16 protein-coding genes are annotated in these 19,475 nt (G+C 42.4%); 13 read left to right on the top strand and 3 right to left on the bottom strand.

The annotated features are described in order from the left end of the window. Nucleotides 1-14 precede the first annotated feature (14 nt). From ACMXYN_RS12865 to trmA, 3 genes are all read left to right on the top strand, one after another. A complete protein-coding gene (locus tag ACMXYN_RS12865) occupies nt 15-1,298 on the top strand; it encodes an HDOD domain-containing protein (RefSeq protein WP_415892163.1) in 1,284 nt (427 codons plus the stop codon). A gap of 175 nt (nt 1,299-1,473) precedes the next feature. Continuing rightward, nucleotides 1,474-2,733, top strand: a complete 1,260-nt coding sequence (locus tag ACMXYN_RS12860; protein ID WP_415892162.1) for an HDOD domain-containing protein — start codon at nt 1,474-1,476, stop codon at nt 2,731-2,733. Nucleotides 2,734-2,818: 85 nt separating this feature from the next. Then, nucleotides 2,819-3,907 carry a tRNA (uridine(54)-C5)-methyltransferase TrmA gene (gene trmA, locus ACMXYN_RS12855; protein ID WP_415892161.1) on the top strand — a complete coding sequence of 363 codons (1,089 nt, stop codon included), beginning with the start codon at nt 2,819-2,821 and terminating at the stop codon, nt 3,905-3,907. Nucleotides 3,908-3,938: 31 nt separating this feature from the next. Here the strand turns inward: trmA and ACMXYN_RS12850 are convergent, their stop codons facing one another. Beyond that, entirely contained in the window at nt 3,939-6,308 is a 2,370-nt protein-coding gene (locus tag ACMXYN_RS12850) for an EAL domain-containing protein (RefSeq protein ID WP_415892160.1), read from the bottom strand. A gap of 15 nt (nt 6,309-6,323) precedes the next feature. After that, complete coding sequence (locus ACMXYN_RS12845; RefSeq protein WP_415892159.1) at nt 6,324-7,439, bottom strand: ABC transporter substrate-binding protein; 1,116 nt, start codon at nt 7,437-7,439, stop codon at nt 6,324-6,326. 318 nt (nt 7,440-7,757) lie between these two features. On the opposite strand from ACMXYN_RS12845, the gene ACMXYN_RS12840 reads away from it, so the two are divergent. The 6 genes from ACMXYN_RS12840 (at nt 7,758) to ACMXYN_RS12815 (ending at nt 15,351) form a co-directional block, all read left to right on the top strand. Further along, entirely contained in the window at nt 7,758-11,210 is a 3,453-nt protein-coding gene (locus tag ACMXYN_RS12840) for an acyl-[ACP]--phospholipid O-acyltransferase (RefSeq protein WP_415892158.1), read from the top strand. Nucleotides 11,211-11,413: 203 nt separating this feature from the next. Beyond that, a complete protein-coding gene (gene apbC, locus ACMXYN_RS12835) occupies nt 11,414-12,508 on the top strand; it encodes an iron-sulfur cluster carrier protein ApbC (protein WP_415892157.1) in 1,095 nt (364 codons plus the stop codon). 229 nt (nt 12,509-12,737) lie between these two features. Beyond that, nucleotides 12,738-12,917 carry a hypothetical protein gene (locus tag ACMXYN_RS12830; RefSeq protein ID WP_415881890.1) on the top strand — a complete coding sequence of 60 codons (180 nt, stop codon included), beginning with the start codon at nt 12,738-12,740 and terminating at the stop codon, nt 12,915-12,917. A 141-nt stretch (nt 12,918-13,058) separates the two neighbouring features. After that, nucleotides 13,059-13,625 carry a dCTP deaminase gene (gene dcd / locus ACMXYN_RS12825; RefSeq protein WP_415881889.1) on the top strand — a complete coding sequence of 189 codons (567 nt, stop codon included), beginning with the start codon at nt 13,059-13,061 and terminating at the stop codon, nt 13,623-13,625. A 34-nt stretch (nt 13,626-13,659) separates the two neighbouring features. Beyond that, nucleotides 13,660-14,304, top strand: a complete 645-nt coding sequence (locus tag ACMXYN_RS12820; protein ID WP_415892156.1) for a hypothetical protein — start codon at nt 13,660-13,662, stop codon at nt 14,302-14,304. A gap of 240 nt (nt 14,305-14,544) precedes the next feature. Then, nucleotides 14,545-15,351 carry a hypothetical protein gene (locus tag ACMXYN_RS12815; protein ID WP_415892155.1) on the top strand — a complete coding sequence of 269 codons (807 nt, stop codon included), beginning with the start codon at nt 14,545-14,547 and terminating at the stop codon, nt 15,349-15,351. On the opposite strand, the gene ACMXYN_RS12810 is transcribed toward ACMXYN_RS12815, so the two are convergent. Then, entirely contained in the window at nt 15,348-15,659 is a 312-nt protein-coding gene (locus ACMXYN_RS12810) for a hypothetical protein (RefSeq protein ID WP_415892154.1), read from the bottom strand. The two genes, ACMXYN_RS12815 and ACMXYN_RS12810, sit on opposite strands and share 4 nt — an antisense overlap. A gap of 474 nt (nt 15,660-16,133) precedes the next feature. Between ACMXYN_RS12810 and ACMXYN_RS12805 the strand changes: the two genes are divergently transcribed. From ACMXYN_RS12805 to ACMXYN_RS12790, 4 genes are all read left to right on the top strand, one after another. Further along, nucleotides 16,134-17,474, top strand: coding sequence for an ATP-binding protein (locus ACMXYN_RS12805; RefSeq protein ID WP_415892153.1), 1,341 nt, complete (start codon nt 16,134-16,136; stop codon nt 17,472-17,474). Nucleotides 17,475-17,480: 6 nt separating this feature from the next. Then, on the top strand, nt 17,481-18,107 hold the full coding sequence (locus ACMXYN_RS12800) for a response regulator transcription factor (protein WP_415892152.1): 627 nt from the start codon (nt 17,481-17,483) through the stop codon (nt 18,105-18,107). Nucleotides 18,108-18,173: 66 nt separating this feature from the next. Further along, complete coding sequence (locus tag ACMXYN_RS12795) at nt 18,174-18,875, top strand: hypothetical protein (RefSeq protein WP_415892151.1); 702 nt, start codon at nt 18,174-18,176, stop codon at nt 18,873-18,875. A 125-nt stretch (nt 18,876-19,000) separates the two neighbouring features. Continuing rightward, nucleotides 19,001-19,456 carry a DUF6515 family protein gene (locus ACMXYN_RS12790; protein ID WP_415892150.1) on the top strand — a complete coding sequence of 152 codons (456 nt, stop codon included), beginning with the start codon at nt 19,001-19,003 and terminating at the stop codon, nt 19,454-19,456. Nucleotides 19,457-19,475 lie beyond the last annotated feature (19 nt).

The raw sequence follows: 19,475 nt of genomic DNA, 5'->3' as shown, positions 1-19,475 counted from the left end.
CCTAGAATGGTAGAATGTACATCAGTCACGGACGACCACTAAGTTCAGAAGGTATTGATATGGATGCGCGAGTAACTAACACTGCAGTTGATAACCAAGCTGTATTCTGTGAGTTGTGCCCTGAAAGTTTAAAATTAGGGACTGCTGTCGCAGATATTGCTGAATGGGAAACAATTACAGTTGATAGTGTTGAACAGTTATTGCCAGCACTAGAAAAATCCTCAGCAAATATCTTGGTATTTCCCTTGGGAACTAACCCGTCCCAAGGCTTAGATGTTTTACAAACAGTTGTAGATAAACATCCTGGTATTATTCGTGTTGTTATCTCAGGCCCACTTACCCCTTTACAAGCAGCAAGGGCTTCAGAACTAGCCCATCATGCGTTACCGATCGATTGTAATCCGCAAGATCTGGTTGATGATATATATAACAGTCTGCATGTGACCGGTTTAATTAATAAACCGGTTGTCAGAGATTACATTACCTCGTTAAAAGCACTTCCCGTTTTGCCGGATGTTTATGAACAGTTAAATAATTGCTTAAGTTCGGATCGTTCTAATGCTCGAGAAATAGCCAAAATTATTGAGCAAGACCCAGTCATGGCAGCCAAAATCATGCAGTTAGTGAACTCAGCTTATTTTGGTTTAAGTCGAGAAATTAACCGGATTCATGAGGCTGTTACTATTCTCGGGGTAAGAATGATCCGAGATTTGGTATTAACGTCTCATCTATTTGAGTCTTATCCACAAACAGATGATTGGAAGAGCTTCTCCTTTAAACAGATTCACCAACGTTCTATGGCTGTTGCGCGTGCAGCTCAGCACATTGCTCGGGCAGCGAAAGCAGATCGACATGTTCAAGCACAAGCGTTTTTAGCCGGGTTATTGCACGACTTTGGTATTTTGGTATTGGCAAGTCATAACCCGGGTGAATATCACCGTGTCATAAGTAAGGCTGCACTGATGGAACAGCCTGTTTATGCTATTGAAAAGTTAGAGCTGGGTGTAACCCATGCCGAAGCAGGTGCTTACTTACTGGCATTATGGAACTTACCTCCAAGAGTTATTGAGGCAGTACTTTTCCATCATTTTCCAAAAGCTAACGCAGCGGCAGGCTTTACACCTTTAACAGCTGTACATGTTGCCGATGCTCTGCTGCCAGCCGCGACGAGTGTTGTAGGTTGCGATATGTCCAGCCGTTTGAGTATGAGTTATATCGAACAAATCGGAATGGAGCCTGAGTTAGCTCGTTGGCAACTCATAACTGCTGAGTACCAAGCTCAAGTGGGTTTTGTGTAAATATTTCTTTAACCCTACAAAAATTAGGAAAAATGATCATACTTAAGTAAGCTATGCGACTGTTCGGTCTGCAGGGACACATGGAGTTTTAGCAGGCGGTGTTGGTTAAGGGAGAATTAACTTCTTACGAGCGCAATATTGTATTTATATTTTGTGTTCAGCCAAAAGTGAATTTATGCTTACTCATAATACAGGGCTTAATCAGGCTCTGTTTCTTTGTTCTGATGCAGCGGATGCTGATACTTTTTTAAGTAAGTTAAAAGGAAATTTCGATTACGCTGTAACCTTGGTTTCAGATTGGGGGCAATTGCTCCAATCAGCCCAAGAACAGCCTTATTCCATCATTCTTTTTCACTTGGGTATTATTAATTCAGAAGAAGAATTAGCCCAGATTAAAACGCTGATTGATGTACAGCCTGGCGCTATGCGTATTGGTCTTTATAAACCGATGAGTATTGCCAAGCGTGTAGCCTTTTCTGAGTGCTGCCATCGTCTCTATCCATTAGACATTGAACCGGCTTTATTAGGTGAGGGGATTTCGGAAAGTGCAAGAGCACAACGCATTTTAGGGCAAGACAAAGTCAGAGAGTTGGTAGGAAGCGTCAAAACTTTACCCTCATTGCCAGATATCTATGTGGAGCTTAATGAAGCTCTATCATCTTCAAAAAGTAATGCTCGAACTATTGCTACTATCATTGAAAAAGATATGGCGATGGCGGCAAAAATCCTACAGCTGGTTAATTCTGCTTGCTTTGTATTGGAAAGAAACATAAGCAGTTTACAGGAAGCCGTTGCTTTACTCGGTGTGAGAGAAGTTCGTGACTTGGTCTTAACCAATAAAGTGTTCGAACATTTTCCTCAAGATGGTCGTTGGAGTAGTTTCGCTTTTGATCATATTCGAGATCGCTCTGTTCTGGTTGCTGGTTTAGCCCGGGAGATCTGTCGTACAGTAAAAGCGTCACCGGTTGTGACGGATCAAGCATTCTTAGCTGCACTTTTACAAGATTTTGGTATGTTGATTTTCGCCACTCATGACCCTGAGAATTATCAGAAGGTAATGCAGGAGGCGACTGATCTGAACCAGCCTTTATATGCTGTTGAAAAAATGCGTATGGGTGTTAGTCATACAGAAGCAGGGGCTTATTTGCTCTCTCTTTGGAATATTTCTCCGGCTGTTATTGAAACTGTTCTCTTTCATCATTTTCCTGCGTCGAGTAAATCAGATGATTTCTCTGCGCTAACAGCTGTACATGTAGCGGATGCCATCTTACCGAATGTAACCAATGTACTGGGGTGCCAGATTTCTAGCCGTTTGAGTTATCACTATTTAGAACGTCTAGGCTTGGAAGATAAGGTAAATCATTGGCAGCAATTGGCGAGTCGATATAAATTTTCTCACCCAGGTTGTGGTGGAGTTAAGAGTAGTTTTGCCTGACTTAGCATCCTGTTAGAATATGCGTCTTTAATAAGGGGGATTTATCCCCCTTTTCTCTGTTTTAAGTTCTTTGTTTGAGGCATGAATGTCTATCTCTGTTGTTGAACCCGAAAAGTATCAAGCGCAATTAGCGGTTAAAAAAGCAGCGACTGCTGAGCAGTTTGCTGATTTTAATTTGCCAGAGATAGAGGTGTTTGAGTCACCAAAGAGTCATTATCGCATGCGTTGCGAATTTCGTGTTTGGCATGAAGATGATGACCTTTACTATGTGATGTTTGAAAAGGGTAATAAGCACGCCCGTATCCGTATAGATCACTGCCCAATGGTGTCTAAACGAATCGAGGAGGTGATGTTTAACCTTCTTGAAGATATTCGCCCGAATGAAGTGTTGCGCAGAAAACTGTTTCAGATCGATTTTCTAAGTACGTTAAGCGGCGAGCTACTCGTGACTTTGCTTTACCATCGTCCAATCGATGAATCATGGACGGAAGCTGCGCGTGAATTGAAAGAAAAATATAACATTCAGCTGATTGGCCGCTCTCGTAAAACTAAAATCTTATTAGATCAAGATTTTGTCATCGAGAAGCTTGATATTAATGGTCGCGATTATATCTACAAGCAGGTCGAAAACAGTTTCTCTCAACCAAACGGCGAAGTGTGTCGTCATATGATCTCCTGGGCATTAGATACTACGCAAAATGCGGGCGGAGATATGGTTGAACTCTATTGTGGTAACGGCAACTTTACCCTGCCTATGGCGCAAAATTTCAGACGAGTTGTAGCGACTGAAATCTCTAAGACATCTGTACGAGCGGCACAGTTTAATATTGAAGAGAACAATATAGATAACGTTGATGTAGTCCGCATTAGCTCAGAAGAATTTTCTCAAGTATTAAGTGGTGCAGTGGAAAAACGACGTACCAAAGACCTTGGTTTGAAAGAGTGTAACTTCACAACGGTCCTAGTTGATCCCCCTCGCTCTGGTCTAGATGATGATACGGTTAAACAAGTTCAAGAGTATGACAATATTCTTTATATCTCTTGTAACCCAGATACATTGGCTGAGAACTTAAAAGTCATCACGCAAACTCATGAGTTGCAACGTTTTGCGATTTTTGATCAGTTTCCTTATACCGATCATCTTGAGTGTGGTGTTTACTTAAGCCGTCGCTAAGGAATCAAGGTAAACGCTAATAACTTTTGTGTTATAGAGAAATTTTTTCCTGGGCCTCTTGTTGAAGGGAGGTCCAGCGTTTTTCAAATATCTGTGGGTTTAGCGGTTTAGAAAAGTAGTAACCTTGAGCGTAAACTTTACTTTCAATCTGGCGTAAAGCAGTTAATTGTTCTTGGGTTTCAATGCCTTCGGCAATAACTTCTAACTGCATACTTTTACTCATCTGAATAATTGCTTCGACTAGTCCGCTGTAAGCCCCTTTATCAGTGCAATTGTTGATAAAAGAGCGATCTATTTTTAGCGCATCAAGTGGAAACTTCATCAGATAACTTAAGGCCGAAAAACCAGTGCCAAAATCATCTATGGCAATTTTACAGCCAATTGAACCAAGCTCTTCGAATATTCGCTGATTAGCTTGATTATCAAGTAGTAACAAACTTTCTGTGATCTCAATTAATAGTTTTGATGGAGGTATGTTGTTTTGCTTGATGGATGTTTGGATACAGTTAATAAACTGGCTGGACTGGAATTGCTGTATTGATACATTAACAGACAAGTAAAAATTTGGTTTTAATTTATCGCGCCATTGAGCCTGTTGCTGGCAGGCTTGCCGTATACACCACTCTCCAATCGGGACGATCAAACCGGTTTCTTCGGCAACAGGAATAAAGTCGCTGGGGGGGATCAACTCTGTTCCGCAGCGAAGTCTCAATAATGCCTCAGCACCAGTGATTTTTGCGCTATTAAGATCGATGATAGGTTGATAATGAAGCTCCAGTAATTGATCATCAATCGCTCTACGTAATAACCCTTCTATTTTTGCCCTTTGCTGAATATGCTGATTATGTTCTTGTGTGTAGAAGGCATAGCGACAACGTCCACTCTCCTTAGCACGGTACATAGCGATGTCTGCATTTTGTACTAATTTGGTTGGGTTATCGGCATCGCCAGGGAACATAGCAATTCCCACTGAAGCAGAGATATAGATATCACTCGCTGCTAAATGAAAGCTTTCTTCCACTTTACTTACTATCCGGCTAGCTATTTCTTCAGCTTTTTCAGTGGAAGTGAGATTTTTCAGTATTACGGCAAATTCATCCCCACCTAAGCGAGCGATGTGGTCGTCGTTGCGTAATTGAGAGCTAATTCGTTTGGTTGCAGCGCATATTAGTTCGTCTCCGACTTGATGACCGAAGGTATCGTTGACTGATTTAAAGTGATCTAAGTCTATAAAAAACAGGGCAAAAGGCGTTTGGCATTCTTGCCTCTTTTCAAACAGTGATTGCAGATACTTTTGGAATTGGTTGCGATTTGCTATGCCAGATAGGGCATCAGTATTTGCTTGATATTCCAATTCACACCTTGCTTGATTCAAGCTGGTGACATCGGTCATGACGGCTAATGCTCCTGGATAGGAGTCGCTGGCAGAAAGCGTTGCATCCATCAGGACTTCCATTTTTTGTCCTGACTTAGTTTTGATATTTATTGGGTATTCGGTTAACTGGCCATCCAACCACAAGGTTTGGATGCGGTCTTTTATTTGCAAAGCATCTTTTTGATCATAGAGCAGATGGCTTAACAAATGACCGACTATTTCTGTCCGATCGTAGCCCAGATTTTGCAGGAAATAATCACTGGCATCTTTGATGATGCCTTTCTGATCAAAACTGAAAATTAGAGACGGTGTAGAGTGGTATAAGGTTCGTAGGTGTAACTCACTTTTTTTAAGACGAAGGTGATGCTCCTCAATATTACTTTGCATATTGTTAAATGCACTGGCAATTTCACCTAATTCATCATTAGACGTGTGTTGTACCTTTACGAAAAGAGCATCGCCTTTGCTACTTTTTATCGCCTGCAGTATTGCCTGTATAGGCCCGCCCAGCAATTTAAAATAAATGAGCCATACGGTGGTTAGCAGTGAGATGATCATGACTAATAGGGTGATCAGGGTTTCGTTTAAGACGCGTTGCTGGTTGGCTTGTAACCGGGTATTACCAACCATGATTATCATGGTTCCGGCTTGCTGGGTAATGTGGGCATTGCTGTAGATGATAGGGGCTTCTAGAGTAAAGGCCGTATCCACCTGTCCCAGTTCATCAGATTGTTTTTCATATACAAGATTCAGGCTTTCATCCCGTATTTCAACTTTTAGTAGGTCTGGGTCCAGCATCATTGAACCAACAATGTTTTGCAGATTCTTAGTATTAAAGTTCCACAGGGGTTCTGCCAAACTGGCGGGTAAGTTCTTAAGGCTGTCTTTTTTTTCCTGAAGCTGCTGCTCAAAAAGTTGAGATGTTTTGTATGCAGAAAAACCAAAGGATATGAATAAGGCGATCAACGCTCCGGGTATAAGTACCAGAAGTAATTTGACTTGCAGTGATCGTAAATGGGATAGCATGTACGGCCTTATTTATTACTCTGTAATGGAACTGAATACTTTTGCTAAGGAAAAATCATACTGGGTGGATCCATTGATATTGGAAAGTGAAAAGCGGGTGAAATCGATTTTATTCCATTCTTCATTCCCAAGATGAGATAAGTATAGATCGATGTTATTTTGATCAATGCTTTGCATCTGAAAGCGAATATCTCCTATTGGGGTATAAATCCCCTTGAGTTGTTGTTGATGGTAATCATGTAGTAACACCATGGACCACGCTCCACCAAGGAAATGACCTCCGTCGGTTAACAGCATTTCCCCGTTCTTGACCAGTTTGAGACCTTCAGAGGACCAGTTAAGCCCTACTAGGCAAACATCTTTACCTGCTGTTAAGCCATGAGCTGCCAATGCTGCTTTTGCACCGATAGCGATAGGGTCATTGGCGGCCCAGATTAAAGAAGGAGTTATCTTATTTTGTTGCGCCCAGTGCAGGTATTTCAGTGTTAGCCGTTTAGCGTCTTGTTGGTTCCAATTAGCGTATAGGAAGCGATCCAGTGTTAACTCATCTTGCTGTTGAATTACAGAAAGAGCGCCTTCGTTACGTCCAATCGAGGCTGGTGTGAGCTGATCGCCGCCAATTGCCAGAACATGATAGGGTTTCTGATGTTGTTTTTGTTCTGCGCAGTGCAATAGCGCAGTCATCATACGCTTTCCTGCATTAAAGTAGTCGGGGGTGATGGCACCTAGAAGGTTTTGATGCTTACCTCCGGGGAAACCTACACGATCTCTTTGTTTGGGTAAAAAATCGCTGAGTAGCATCAGAGTTTTTATGTTTTTTTTAGATGCTGCTAATAAGATTTTTTCAGCTGCCTGTTCTTCATTAACCAGAATCAGATAATCGGGGGGGATTTCTCGCTGAGTGGCTTTAATGCCTAATGCCGCCATATCTATGCGATTGCGTTCAGCGTAGATGACCTCAAGTTTAATATTGAAATCACTGGCAGCCGCTTGCATAGTCTCAGTAACCATATCCCAAAACCTTTCACCCTGTTTTCCAGGATTGATGAAGGTTACGTTCATTGCAGAAGCCTGAAATGAACATAATAACAAGCATATGATTTTTAATGGTTTACTGAACGAAGTTATCATTTTTATTTACCGTTCATAACATCAACCTGAATTTATTCTGCCTTAAAAAGTAAGGCTAATACAATGACTTTAAGGTATACCTTTAGCAGTATTTGTTGCCACTGAAGTATAGTTTTGATTTGAGATAGTGAGGATGGCTTGGCTATTCTCACCAGAAGTATTACATATCGCTACTTGTATTGTAGTTCCTAGTTTTAGAAGACGGATCATTTATATTTCTGCTATCTGTGTTGGCTGTGATCAGCCGTTAGTAAATGATATAGCAGACGTCTACCTGTATTCTGTTTTACAACATACAGGGACGGTTTGGAGAACAGCATGAAAGACTTACTTAAAATAACCGGCTTTACTGCCTTTATCTGTATTGCATTTATCAATGCATTTGTGGATTTAGGGCATAAAATTGTTATCCAAAATACCCTGTTTAAAGCCTATGATGGCGATCTTCAAATCTTACTTACTGCGGTTGTGAATGGTTTAATCCTATTGCCATTTATTATGCTGTTTACTCCCTCTGGCTACCTTGCCGATAAATATCCCAAGAATAACGTCATGCGATTATCGGCATGGGGTGCGGTTGGCATAACCTTGTTAATAACCGCTTGTTATTACATGGGGTTATTTATTCCTGCATTTGCACTGACCTTTATTCTTGCTTTGCAAAGTGCATTCTACTCACCAGCTAAATATGGCTACATCAAAGAGATGGTGGGAACAAATAATTTAAGTGAAGGTAATGCGTGGGTTCAGGCGGTTACAATGATCGCTATTCTGAGTGGAATAGTCGTGTTCTCGTTACTTTTCGAGATGCGCTTAGCAGGTTTGACCGAAATTACGCCAGAACAGAGCCTTATTAAAAATGCGCCATTGGGTTGGGTCTTAGTCGCGGGTGCGTTGATTGAGCTCTATCTTGCATATCAATTACCGCAGTTACGTGAAACTGATCAAACAGCAAAATTTGATAAATCGGCCTATCTAAAAGGTAAAACGCTTAAAAACAACATTCAGTTGCTACAAGGTAAGCGCCCGATTTGGCTTGCAATTATTGGTTTGTCTCTGTTCTGGTCTATTAGCCAAGTTATGTTGGCTGTATTTCCTGCATTTGCAGAAGAGCATCTACAACAGAGCAACACATTTGTGATTCAAGGCACGATGGCGCTTGCGGGTGTGGGCATATTGTTCGGTTCAATCTTGGTTGGTCGCTTTTCTAAACATTATATCAATGTTGGGTTAATCCCTGTGGGTGCTGTCGGCGTAGCCATAGGCTTAATTTTATTGCCTCAGCTTGTCTCTATGTGGATGCAATCCGCTGTGTTTTTCGCAATTGGTTTGTTTGGTGCGCTGATGTGTGTGCCATTGAATGCTTTGATTCAGTTTCATGCCAGTGAATCAGAAAGTGGACGTGTATTAGCAGGTAGTAACTTTATTCAAAACCTGATGATGCTTGGTTTCCTTGCGATGACAGTTATCTTCGCCTGGAACAGTGTTGATGGTGTGTGGCTGCTAATTCTTTTGGCTGCAATTGGTGTTGCAGGAGCGGTGTTTGCGATTGTGACGTTACCACAGGCTTTCATCCGTCTTCTGGTGATGATGTTGTTCCGTCGTAAGTACAAACTTCAGGTTTTAGGTTTCGAAAATTTGCCTGAATCTGGTAAAGGCACGCTTTTGCTTGGTAACCATATAAGTTGGTTGGATTGGGCTATCATCCAGATGGCTTGTCCACGCCATATCCACTTTGTAATGGAGCGTAGTATCTATGAGCGTTGGTATCTGCGTTGGTTCTTGGATATCTATAAAGTTATTCCTATCTCAAAAGGTAAAAGTCGTCAGGCATTGGAGCAGGTGGGTGAACTTATCAGTGCTGGCGAAGTAGTTTGCCTTTTCCCTGAAGGTGCTATTAGCCATTTAGGTCAGCTAGGTGAGTTTAAGCGCGGCTTTGAAAGAGCTTGTGTTGATGCCAAAGGTGTCATTGTTCCTTTCTACATGCGTGGTTTGTGGGGGAGCCGCTTCTCTCGCTCAACCGACAAAATGAAAGTGATTCGTAACGAATCTGGAAAGCGTGATGTTACTGTGGCGTTTGGTGCTCAGATGCCTATCAGTAGTACCGCTGCTGAAGTGAAGAAAAAAGTTTTCGAGCTGTCGATTCATACATGGGATCAATACACACAAACGTTGGAGACAATCCCACAAGCCTTTGTTCGTAGTATGAAGTCGTCTAGTTCAGGTTACGCTATTGCAGATGTTGATGGTGGTCCGGTTAGTCAAACCAAGTTATTAACCGCCTGCGCTTTGTTTAAAAAGCGTATAGCCCGAACTGAAGGTAAAAATATCGGTTTGTTGGTACCAACATCAAGTGCCGGAGCTATTGCGAATATTGCTTCATTGATGGCAGGTAAAACTGTTGTAAATCTTAACTTCACCGCGCCTATGCCTGCTGTTCAATCTGCTTTGGAGCAAGCTGAGGTAAAAACGATTGTTACGGCGAAGAAGTTTGTGAAAAAGCTTAAAGCGCGAGGTGTCGAGCTAGATAGCCTATTTGAAGGCCGCAGAGTGCTATACATGGAAGATATTAAAGCTGAAATAAGTAAAGCGGAGGCGATAGTTACACTAGGTTTAGTTAGCGTTGCTCCGACCTTTATTTTACAGGCTTTGTTATGCAAGCCTTCTCAGCTTGAAGATACGGCAGCAATCTTGTTTTCATCCGGAAGTGAGGGCGCTCCGAAAGGGGTTATGCTTAGCCATCGGAATATTATGGCCAACCTGCGACAGACAGCCGATGTTCTTAATGTGCGAGATGACGACTGCATTATGGCAACCTTGCCATTATTCCATGCATTCGGTTTAACTGTGACCTGCTTTATGCCGCTTATCGAAGACATGCCGGTTGTGTGTCACCCAGATCCAACCGATGCTGTAAAAATTGGTAAAGGAGTAGCGCGTTACAAAGCAACGCTTATGTGTGCAACGTCGACATTTATGCGCTTATACGCGCGTAATAAACGTGTTCACCCATTGATGTTTCAGTCACTGCGTACTGTGGTTGCAGGCGCTGAGAAACTAGATCCTAAGGTACGTGATCTATTTGAAAGTAAGTTCCATGTGCCTGTCGTTGAGGGCTACGGTTCGACAGAAACAACACCGGTTGCTAGCACTAACTTGCCTGATTCATTAGATACGGATTGGTGGTCTGTTCAGGTGGGTAATAAGCCGGGAACAGTCGGCATGGCGCTACCTGGATCAACGTTCCGTATTGTTGACCCTGATACACTTGAAGAACTGCCGACAGGTGAAGATGGCTTGATCTTGATTGGTGGTACTCAGATCATGCAAGGTTATCTTAACAATCCAGAGAAGACAGAAGCTGCAGTCGTCGAGATGGATGGTCTACGCTGGTACCGTAGTGGTGATAAAGGGCATGTCGATGAAGATGGCTTCCTAACGATTGTTGACCGTTATAGTCGCTTTGCCAAAATTGGCGGAGAAATGGTGAGTTTAACCTCTGTTGAAGGTCAAATTAGAGAGTTGTTGAATGCACCTGAGTTACCATTAGTGGCAGTGAATTTGGCTGATGACAAGAAAGGTGAAAAAGTTATTTTGCTAGTTGAGGGTGAGCATGATTCTTCAGAAATGAGAAATCAGTTAATAGAAGGTGGAATGCCTCCATTAACGCTTCCTTTAGAAATTTATGCAGTACCTGAAGTGCCAGTGCTTGGTAGCGGTAAAACAGATTTTTGTAGTGCGAAAACATTGGCGGAGCAGTGTGCGGCCTAGAGTAAAAATTCTCGATATTGTTTATAGGTATGCATGGAAAGCGTCTCCTTTCTTACTTCTAAAGAAGGGAGGCGTGACAGGGAAAAGTCTGGACAGCCCAAGTATTAAAATGCATTATTCCCACTAAATTACTCGGTTATTATCAATAAGCATCGCATTAGGTTTATTCCGAGTTAAGTAAGAAATTTTTAGGCGGTATAAAAGTGTCAAATATTGAAGCGCAAATTAACCAAGTTTTAGGTCAGTATCAGGATGAGGTTGCAGCAACAGATCTGGTATCTGCTGGTTTTGTAAAGGCAATTGAAGCAGAAGGATCAACAGCTAGCGTAGAGTTAGTATTAAGCTACCCATCCAAAGGCGTTGCTTCGAAATTACAAGCGGACTTGCAGGCTAAATTATTAGAGATTGATGGCTTGGATAAGTGCGATATTACTATTGGTCACACTATTGCGGCGAGCCCTAGCCAAAACAGCATTCCGGTTATGGAAGGTGTGAAAAATGTTATCGCGGTTGCTTCAGGTAAAGGTGGTGTTGGTAAATCAACGACTACGGTTAACTTGGCGCTAGCAATGGCAGCAGAGGGGGCTAAAGTCGGTGTTCTGGATGCTGATATCTATGGCCCTAGCCAAGGTATGATGCTAGGTGTTGCGGAGGGTGTACGCCCGCAGCCTTATGATGAAAAGACATTTAACCCTGTAGAAGCCCATGGCCTTCAATCCATGTCCATGAGCTATCTAATCGAAGATAATACGGCTATGGTTTGGCGTGGCCCTATGGCCGCAGGTGCGCTGCAGCAATTACTAACACAGACTCGTTGGCAGGATCTTGATTATCTATTTATCGATATGCCGCCGGGTACAGGTGATATTCAATTAACACTGTCGCAAAAGGTGCCTGTTTCAGGTGCCGTTATCGTTACAACACCGCAAGACATTGCTTTGCTTGATGCCAAAAAAGGTATCGAGATGTTCCGTAAGGTCGATATCAATGTGTTAGGCGTTGTGGAAAATATGAGCACTCATATTTGTAGCCAGTGCGGTCATACCGAAGCTATTTTTGGTGATGGCGGTGGAGCTGAAATTGCTGAACTATACGATACAGAATTGTTAGGTAAGTTACCTTTAGCACTGACTATTCGTAAACAAGCTGACTCAGGTGCGCCTACGGTTGCTGCGGACCCTGAAGGTGAGCACGCTCAGATCTATCGTAAAGTTGCACGTACGCTTGCTGCGAGACTGGCAAAGCATAACGCTGACAATGATATCCGCGTGCCTTCAATTATTGTTGAAGATGATTAACGAATAGCTGATCGCTGTTTTAACTCTTAATGAAGCCCTTTATAGGGCTTTATTTTTTTCTGGCGTTCTTTTTAGTTTGGTTTGTAACACCGTTTTCATACTTGATCTATAAATTGATTTTGATCAAATATTGAACATTTATTTGGGTGGATTCAGTAAAGGAGTCTACAATTTAAGGTTCAAGCTGTATAAATAATAAACATTATAAAAATAAGTAAAGGGATGAACGATGGATTATAGAGCAACTGCAAATATAAAAATGATGAAGCCAAAACCCTCCGCTTTAACACGGCGTGAGATGGCTGCAGAGCTTCGCCGTCAGGCAAATACACTGCGTGACGAAGGACAAACCGCAGCAGAGTTTTGGTTAGCGGAGCAATATGAGAAGACGGCTAATCTTCTCAACTAGAAATAGTAAAAACTATACAAAATTGAATTGAATTCCCCCTTCAATCAAAAACGGCCTCAATTGAGGCCGTTTCTTTTGTCCCTTATGCGTAAAAAAGGTACAATTGCCGGCTCGAAATTATCACCCGGATGGAAAGCCAATATGGGCATTAAAGCAGATAGCTGGATTCGTCGTATGGCGGAAGAGAAAGATATGATTTCACCGTTTGAGCCTGGTCAGGTTCGCGAAGTGGATGGCTCACGCATCGTATCTTATGGTACTTCCAGTTACGGTTATGATGTTCGTTGTGCAAATGAATTTAAGGTCTTTACCAACATAAATTCATCGATTGTTGATCCAAAAGATTTTGATGATGGTAGCTTTGTCGATATCCAATCGGATGTTTGCATTATTCCGCCTAACTCTTTCGCGCTAGCGCGTACAGTTGAGTATTTCAAAATCCCGCGTGATGTTTTAACTATCTGCCTAGGCAAAAGCACTTACGCTCGTTGTGGCATCATCGTGAACGTCACACCTTTAGAGCCTGAGTGGGAAGGGCACGTTACCCTAGAGTTTTCGAATACTACGCCACTACCTGCAAAAATTTATGCCAATGAAGGTGTCGCTCAGATGTTATTCCTTCAGGGTGATGAAGTCTGTGAGACATCATACAAAGACCGAGATGGTAAATATCAAGGTCAAACAGGTGTTGTTGTTCCACGCACATAAGATTTACCGCACGAAGTAATAAGCACACCCGCTAATGATATTAGATCGAAAACAGATAAGCTCGTTCTGGGAGCAGCTGCAGGATACGATTGAGCAGTTGCTATCTAGCCGTAGTGATGACCGCTTTGATGCTGAGCCTCTATTAACTCAGTATCGCGAGCAGTTGCAGAAAATTGATCGTAACCTTACGTTTCATTTTCAAAGTGATGAAGATCAGGATGGAGCAATCGAAATGGTATTCGGTTGTGACGGCTTTCCTGAGTCTATTCAATCAGTATTGAGTCTGATTGGCGCTGCGCCAGACCTAACAGGAATTGAGTTTAAAGCGTTTAATAATCGCTATGACCCAGTACCGCTGACGATCAATATTGGCGATGAGTTCTGTGAACTATCGGACTTTTGGTTCCGCATAGTAATTGTAGAAAAGCGTCTGCATTTAGAAATCTATCTGGAAGATGCGCCAAAAGTGCTGGATATGGATCCACGGGTTGAAGCCGTTATGATCTACCTAGATGCCTTGATCGGTGAGTATGAGCTGATGACGCGTGTTTGGGCATTGGATTGGTTTGAACTGCCAAAGTCGCCAGAGGATTATGGTTTAACTAAGTTAGTTGATCTGCGTGAGCGTTTTGATGAGCTTAAGAAAGGTGTAGCCCCTATAGGTATGACGCTTCACTAGAAGAAAGCCTGTCGATAACTACCCTATATGACAGGCTGCTTTCTTTGCTCTAATTGTCCGACAAAATATAGATACTGCCTTCTTCCTCTTCGGTCGGTTTGTCAGAGCCCTGTTTCCATGCGCGCATTTTTTGATTTCCTTAAGTTTTTTTGTTGCTTCCTTAGTAACAATCGACCATTGTCATAGTAACCTTAGTGTTAAATGCTAATCTTGCAAATTAATTTATAAATTAGGTGCCTTATGAGTGGATTACTGACAGCCTTGCTGGAAGATGTGCGTGCAGAATATGTGGCACGAATGCAGGCAACTGGTTGTTCAGAACCTTATCTAACAGCAGAGCGTTTGTGCCATGAGGTTCTATTTATTGAAGCGGATAGGCTAGCTGAGATCATCGAACAAGATCCGACCTTACTTGCTGCACGTGCAGGTGATCTGATCATGAATCGTCAAGAAAGTGAAAACCCTTCTGTCGGAGTCATCATTTGCTGCAATATTTTAGCGGCAGCTTTAGAAGGGTTGTTAGCGGTTGCGGTCGAGCGAGAGTGGCTTGATATTGATGAAGAGGGCAATGTCTTGGTAGATGAGGAGGAGTTGAATCAAGACTCCCAATACTCAATCGATGTGGACTACAGCACTTCTGAGGTTGCTACTCGAAATATTGCTTTAGGTGGCGCGAGTAAACTATCCGGCATTTTTTCTGCAGCGGAATCAGCATTTCTAGATGCGTTGCAGGAAAACTCCCGTAATAAAGATGCCTATCAACAAGCGCTCGATATCTCCTCTGATTACTCTGTCTTTGCTCCTGAAGAGATAGCACCCTTAGTTGCAGAAAACCCGTTGTTATTGGGGCTTCGACCGGAAGATCTAATCGACGAAGATCTGTTCGAAGGTGATCCACCAGCAGGCTTGATCATTAGCGCTCACCTTACTCAGATGATGCTACAGCAGATGTTGGAGTTAGGTGTGGAGCATGGCGTACTAGTACTTGATAGTAGTGGCCATATCATCGTTCCAGATGAACCTAAAGAGCCGCCAACTCTTCATTAGACTGTAATATGTAAACTATGCGCGGCTGAATGATGTTTGATATTAAGTTCGCGCCTACCATCATACTGGTAAATCTCTAACTCGCTTGGTTTTGCCTCTCCGTTGTACAGTTCCGATGCCCGTTCGGTGACATGACGATATATCTTCACAAGTTCTTTTTCTTGTGTTACTTGATGAGCTTTCAGTAAAACTGCCTTGGATTCAGTATTCTCTATTTTTTCCGGAATACTAATGTGCCTGTTCTCTGCATGTACGGGTTTGCTGGGATAGACAGGGGCTATCTGCTGGGTAGACAATGCTATTTTCACAAGACTGATCCTTGGGAACCTGCGAACAAGTCCTATACGACTTTGCTATGCCTCTTGGGTACAGGCTTACAGAGCAATTGAAGCACGAGGCAATGATTACAGGCATGCTGGTTGCCTTTCGAAAATCATTAACAAAGTGATTCAGTTGCTTTGCAAGCCCCAGAGGGTGGGGTCTAAAACGACCATCTACTTTGTCAGCCAACTTGAAAAGGTCTAGACATTTCACTGCGCTGGCTTTCGCGTATCTGGTCGTTTTATAACCCACTGAGAAAGTATGAGACTTATTCGCAGGTTCCCTCTGTTTAATATTTATTTTTATAGTAGGAAATAGGGTCTAAACCGAAAATATGCATATACCCATATGGGGTTTGCAAAAGTAGAGTGAAAGTCGTGGTAAAGAATTCAGAAATAGGATTTTTTCAATATAAGTTGGGCCGAAAGCTTGTCCTACGAGTGGTGCTCTTTAGCTCCTTGGTGACATTAATTCTCACGGCTATTCAGTTTGGCTTTGAATTTCGTCAACTGACTCGTAAGTTGGATCAAGTACCGCAATTTATTGAAACAACCATGTCTCCAGCGATTGCAGAATCAATCTGGAAAGATGATAGGGCACAGCTGCATAAGCTGCTTCAAGGGATCAATCAGTTAGAGTTTGTAGATGCCAATAAACTGCATTTGGCTGATGGTGAGCGTTTGGAGTATGTTGCCAATGAATCTATAAATTCCAGAAGCTACCGCATAAATATCCAGCGTGAAGAGAAACAACTTGGGACTGTAGAGTTAGTCGTTAGTATCGACGCAATCTTCAGTCATATGCTTGGTCAGCTTTATATCATCCTTATCAAAAATGGTTTTAAAACAGCATTTGTTGTTTTCTTTATGTTTATCCTTTTTCGCAGCTTGGTAGGTCAACACCTTTTGAGGATGATCAACTTTATGAAGCAGCAGAAAGAGGGGACTGATCAAACTGTTTTGTATCTAGATCGAACGCAGAATGAACAAGAGGATGAGCTAGATGAGCTTGCTGATGCCTTTAACCAGTTGATCCAGCGTATAGAAGAGGAAAATAGAGCCAGGCTTCATGAGATTAATCAAAGACAGGAAGCTGAAAGCCAAATTGTGCATTTAGAGCGAGTGGGCACAATGGGCCAACTAGCCACAGGACTGGCCCATGAACTTAATCAACCGTTAGCTGGCATTATGGGATATTCTGATATTGCTTTGCGCTTAAGTAAGCAGAGTAATGCGGATCCAAAATTACTTGAATGCCTTACTAAAATTGGCGATGAAGCAGAACGATCCGCCAAAATTATTCAGCGTACACGGTCTTTTATCCGTCGTGAGGCTGTAAAAGAAGAGGTCATTAATTTCGCGGACGTTATCCAAGAAAGTATGGATATTATGTCCCACCGAGCGTTGCAAGCTGGTGTTGAAGTGGAATTTAATGGGATAGAAACGGCTCGGATTAAAATGAGTCGTACCCAGATGCAACAAGTGTTGGTCAACTTGATTAACAATGCTGTAGAGGTGCTAGAGCATCAAGCAGATGCCAGAATTGAGTTGAATCTGTATAAGGAGGATGAGCATATCTGTTTATCCGTACTCGATAATGGCCCCGGTTTTGATGCAGAAATACAAGCGCACTTGTTTGAACCCTTTCGAACCACGAAAGAAAATGGTTTGGGGTTGGGGCTAGTTATTTGTAGAAACTTAATTGAAGCGGCTAAAGGTAAGCTGACAGCCGGGAATCATTCGCTAAAAGGAGCGGAGTTTATTATCCGTTTACCCGTTGTTGAAGAAAAGGAAGTTGAGTAGAGCGCCATGACAGAAAATCAGAAAGGTACTGTGTTTGTAGTCGATGATGATGCCACGCTTAGGGATATGATTCGCATGATGGCTGAATCCGATGGCTACGAGGTGCGTGACTTTATCGATGCGACTAGTTTTCTCGAAGCTTTTGACGCTGAGCAGTCTGGATGTTTGGTTTTAGATATTCGAATGCCGGGTATGAGCGGACTCGCTTTGCAAGATGAATTGATCAAACGAAAGGCTCTGATCCCTATTATCTTTATCACTGGCCATGGTGATGTTGAAATGGCGGTAGAGTGTATTCAAAAAGGCGCTTTGGATTTCCTTGAAAAGCCTTTCCGCGAAGCAAAATTACTAGAGAAAATCGAGCAAGCGATTCTAAGTGATCAGCAATCTAGAGAAGAGCTAGCTGAGAAATCCTTAGTACAGCAGCGCTTAGATTCACTGACGGCAAGAGAAAAAGAGATAATGCATCTTGTCGCTCAAGGCTGCGCGAATAAAGTGATTGCTATCGATCTTGGGATTGCACAAGGAACAGTTGAGATCCATCGCTCTAGAGTAATGCATAAATTGGGCGTAAGAAGTGTGGCCCAGTTAATGCGTTTGTTACTCGTCGCAGGACTGTTAGAAGATCGTTAATCATTGGTTTTTCTAGGTAACGATTTACAAATCTTAAGTAGGTTTATTTGATAAGTGGATTATCTGATGCACATTAATAAAAGGCTTTTGCTTTTACCTTTATGTCTTTGGGCTCTGGCTGGTTGCGGTTTACAGCAATCTAAGCCTTCTTCTGAAGGAATGTATAAACCGCATCCATGGGTAGATACAGCTAAAATTTGGCGACACCCACAGGTGACGGAAGAGCAACTTGCTGGCTACTCTCAGATAGAGGTTTTGGGTGTTGAGGTGGATCGAACAGGCGAATTTGTAGGTGTGGCAGCAGATGACATATCTAAGGTTCAAAATTTCTTTCCTAAACTTATAAACCAAAAATTGAATTACATTCAAACCTCAAACTCTTCTGGCAAGTCGGTACTCAACGTTGGAGAAAAATTGAATGTGAAAGTGACTTTACTGGATGCTCAGCGTCTGGAACCTGGAATGACGGCCAGAGATTTTATCCCTATTCGCTTAATCTATAAGGCAGGAAAGGAAGCTTATAACGGCATTACTGGCAACGAAGAAACCATCTTTGTCGCGGGAATCAGGCTGGATTTATATGATGGAGCCTCTGATCAAATGTTGCTCTCAATTGAGGATAGGTTAGAAGGTGACGTTGAAACTTGGTCGGGGAATCAACGTGATTTTCACGATATAGGTGCATTGTTGCATATGTGGGCTGATCGCTTTCAAGAGAATCTTTTAAAGCTACGAAAGAGAGCTAATATGGTCGAAGAACGATCTTAAGAACATATTAAACTCTATACCGGTCAGCGGTGCTGGCCGTTGTATATACTTTCCGGTATATCACCACTTCACTTCAACGATTATCATTTTTCCAACTTAATCATTTACTGAGTTGGAGAAAGATCATGAACATTAAAAGTTATCTTGTAATTGCTCTAACAGCTACTGTGTTTACCGCAGCGTTACCTGTGGTAGATGCTAAGGTTGATGGGGTAAATTTAGGCGGATCTGCTCAGGCTGATTGGGAAGATAATAACGAAGCTCGACAGGCTGCCAGAAGAACAGCACGCAGAATGGATCGTCGAGATGATGCTCGAGATGCGCAACAAGTTAATGTATTACCAGGCGGTTGTTATACACAAGTTATTTCGGGTATTGCTTACCAAAACTGTAACGGTGTAATTTATCAGCAAGTCCCGGGGCAGGTGAGTTATGTGGTGGTTCAACCGGCTGGGATATTAAATGCTTTGCCTGCGGGGTGTATCTCTAAGACATTGGGTAACTCGATGTTTTTTGAGTGTGGAGCACAAGTCTACAAAGCTGTCGTGATGAATGGATCGACTGTTTATCAGTTACAGTAAGCTTGAAAAGCACAAGGCC

It is taken from the genome of Neptuniibacter sp. PT8_73, assembly GCF_047778045.1.
Classification (GTDB): Bacteria; Pseudomonadota; Gammaproteobacteria; order Pseudomonadales; family Balneatricaceae; genus Neptuniibacter.
This window is presented reverse-complemented; position numbering and strand designations above follow the sequence as displayed.